This is a genomic window from Micromonospora sp. M51 (assembly GCF_018070305.1).
GTDB classification, from domain to species: domain Bacteria; phylum Actinomycetota; class Actinomycetes; order Mycobacteriales; family Micromonosporaceae; genus Micromonospora; species Micromonospora parva.
This window is the reverse complement of sequence record NZ_JAGPXZ010000727.1, coordinates 1-3,028: the sequence shown is the minus strand read 5'-3', so window position 1 is coordinate 3,028 and position 3,028 is coordinate 1. Positions and strand designations below refer to the sequence as shown.

4 protein-coding genes and 1 pseudogene are annotated in these 3,028 nt (G+C 70.3%); 3 read left to right on the top strand and 2 right to left on the bottom strand.

What is annotated here, in order from left to right:
• The 3 genes and pseudogenes from KBX53_RS27755 to KBX53_RS27745 form a co-directional block, all read left to right on the top strand.
• A pseudogene (locus tag KBX53_RS27755) lies at window positions 1-429 on the top strand (hypothetical protein); the annotation flags it as partial.
• Window positions 430-486: 57 nt separating this feature from the next.
• A complete protein-coding gene (locus tag KBX53_RS27750; protein WP_036410475.1) occupies window positions 487-858 on the top strand; it encodes a VOC family protein in 372 nt (123 codons plus the stop codon).
• Window positions 859-923: 65 nt separating this feature from the next.
• Window positions 924-1,772, top strand: a complete 849-nt coding sequence (locus tag KBX53_RS27745; protein WP_210862474.1) for a helix-turn-helix domain-containing protein — start codon at window positions 924-926, stop codon at window positions 1,770-1,772.
• On the opposite strand, the gene KBX53_RS27740 is transcribed toward KBX53_RS27745, so the two are convergent.
• Window positions 1,744-2,169: a VOC family protein gene (locus KBX53_RS27740; protein ID WP_210862472.1), complete on the bottom strand. Its 426-nt coding sequence runs from the start codon at window positions 2,167-2,169 to the stop codon at window positions 1,744-1,746. The genes KBX53_RS27745 and KBX53_RS27740 overlap by 29 nt on opposite strands.
• A gap of 90 nt (window positions 2,170-2,259) precedes the next feature.
• Window positions 2,260-3,028 (bottom strand): tyrosine-type recombinase/integrase (locus KBX53_RS27735; protein WP_210862470.1); only part of this gene is annotated, 769 nt, incomplete at its 5' end.

The following is a 3,028-nucleotide window of genomic DNA, read 5'->3' as shown; positions in this document are numbered from 1 at the left end:
GTGCTGCGCCACCCGGTCGCCGGCGCGGTGGCGCTGACCGGGTACGACCTACCGGGGCTGGCGCCGCGCTGGCGGGTGCCGGTGCCGTCGGGTGAGTTGACCCTGCGGCCCTGCCAGGGCCTGATCTGCGGGCAGGACGAGCAGGGCCGCTGGGCGATCGACGCGGGCACCGGGGCGCGGGTGTGGTCGTGGCCGGACGGCGCGCGCTGGCGCACGGTGGCGGGCCCCCGGGTGCCGGCGGAGCCGCTGGTGGTGCTGGGGTTGGCGGCGGACGGCAGGCGTGCGCTGGTGGCGACCGTGGGACGCGACGGTCATCGGGTGTCGGTGGTGCTTCCGGAGGGTCTGACCGACTGTCGACGGGTGGGCGCCGGGCTGATCTGCCGTGACAGCACCGCCCGGGTGACGTTCTGGCCGCTCGAGGCCCTCTGATGGGCGGTGGGTGTCGCAGGCCCGGAGTTTGTCGGACCCCGTCGGCATACTGCCGGCGTGACAGTTTCTGCCGACCTCGCGATGGTCAACCTCGACAGTTCCGATCCTGCCGGCCATGCCGCGTTCTACCACCAGGCGCTGGGCTGGGAGGTCACCCACAGCCAACCGGAGTACGCGATGATCAGCTCCGGTGGCGTCTCCATCGGCTTCGGTCTGGTCGAGGGTTACCGACCGCCCTCCTGGCCGGATCCGACCGGCGACAAGCGCTACCACCTGGATCTCTACGTCGACGACCTGGCGGCGGCGGAGGAGAAGTTCGTGGCGGCGGGCGCGTCCAAGCCGGATTTCCAGCCCGGCGGCGACAAGTGGGTCGTGCTCCTCGACCCGATCGGTCAGCCGTTCTGCATCTGCCCCCGCCCGCAGGGCTGACGCCGCACAGCCTGCTCAGCCGCGCCAACGTCTCCTGACTCATGCGTGTCTGACACGATCGTCTGGTGGAACGAAACACCGCTCTGCGTGACTTCCTTCGCTCACGACGGGCGCAGGTGAGCCCGGCGCAAGCCGGTTTGATCGACGGCTCGGGACGCCGGGTGCCCGGGCTGCGGCGCGAAGAGGTGGCGGCCCTGGCCGGTGTGAGCGTCGACTACTACATGCGCCTGGAACAGGGCCGTAACGTCTCGCCGTCCGATTCAGTTCTCGATTCTCTGGCCACGGCGTTGCGCCTTTCGCCGGCGCAACGGGCACAGCTGTATCTGCTGGTTCGGGGCCGTTCGAAACACGAGGCAGACCGTGTTCCGGACGATCATCCGAATATCACCGGGCTTCTGCGCGCCGTCGCTGTTCCGGCGATTGTGGTGCGGCGCGGTAGCGAGGTGATCGGCGCGAACGCACTGCATCGAGAACTGACGACGGACTTCGACACGTTCCCCCGTGAGCGCCGCTACTACGCGTACTGGCTGTTCGCCGATGCGGGTGCTCGTGAGGTGATGGTGACGTGGGAGCATTCCGCCCGCGAGACCGTCGGTGTCCTCCGGGCCGCCGTCACCCGGTTCCCGGAGGACCTCCGTCTCCACCGCTTGGTCGAGAATCTGAACGCGGGGAGTCCCGAGTTCCGCGAGCTATGGGACGAGCACGACGTCGCGACCCCGGCGCCCGGTGTCAAGGTGTACCGTCATCCGCTGATCGGTTTGCTGGCACTGCGGCAGGTGGCTGCGCAACTGGCCGACGACGTCTGGCTTTACCTTTACTGGGCCGATCCGGGTACCGACGCCGAGGCGGCCCTGCAGCGGCTGCGAGACGTGGTCGCCGATGCGCTCAGCCGGCCATCGGCACCGCATCGGTGATCTCGATGATGGTGCCGATGTTGTCCCGGATGAAGGCGAAACGCTGACCGCTCTTCTCGACCGTCATGGGGCCGGCGAACAGGGCCACACCGCGCCGGTCGAGTTCGGCGATGGCCGCGTCCAGGTCGGGAACCCGGAGGCAGATGTGGTGCAGACGCTCGACGTCGTGGCTGGCCGGTAGGCTTTCGGCGGCCGGGGCCGGGTTCGCGGCGGCGCCAGCCGAGATGATCTCGATCTTGGTGTTGTCGGTGCCGATGAAGGTGAACACCGATTCGCCGACTTCGAATTGCTGGATCACCAAGAAGTCGAGGTGGTCGCGATACCACGCGATGGTCTGGTCGAGGTGCGCTGCAGAGGTAGTGATGCCGACGTGGTCGAACTGGAATCCGAAGGTCATGTCACAAGTACAGCAATGTGCGATGCTGCCGAAAAGCGGCCGGTTTCACCCTAGGTCTGCCGGTCCTAGGCCCGACGCGGCGGGCGCTGTTCAGCCGCGGCGGCGCGACCGGGCGGCCCACACCGCGTAGGCCGGGTCGCGGTCGAGGTTGTGCCGGTCCCGGTCGTAGCGGCGGGTGGTGCGCGGGTCGGCGTGCCCCATGGCGTCCTGCACGTCCTCCAACGGCACGCCCTCGGAGCGGGCGGTGGTGGCGAACGCGTGTCGCAGCGAGTGTGGCGACAGCTTCGCCCAGGCCGGGATGCCGGCGGCGCGGGCGAGCCGACGGACCATCCGGAACACCGAGTGCCGGTCCAGCCGGGCACCGCTGGCGGTGACCAGCAGTGGACCGGTCAGCTGCGCCACCGGCACGCCGGTGGCGGCGGCCCGCTGGGCCAGGTAGGCGTCCAGAGCGTGCCCGGCGCTGGGCGTGAGGGCGCGGCGGCGTTGTTTGCCGCCCTTGCCGACGAAGCGCACGCTGCGGTGGCCGCGTTCGGTGCCGAGGTCGGTCAGGTCCAGTGAGATCAGCTCCCCGACCCGCAGACCCAGATCGGCCAGCAGCGCGAGCGCTGCCCGGTTGCGGACGGCTGTCGCGCCGGTGTCGGCCTCGGCGGCGTTGAGGAGGGCGTCCACCTCCTCGGGGGTGAGCCCGACGGTGGCGGAGTGGTCCCGGTCGACGCGGGGGCGGTCGGCGCCGGCGACCGGGTTGGCCGGCACCGCGCCGAGTTTGGCGAGGAAGTCGTACCAACTGGACAGCGCCGAGAGCCGGCGTGCGACGGTCGCCGGGGTCAGTGGGCGGCCGCAGCGGGCGCCGACGCTGTTC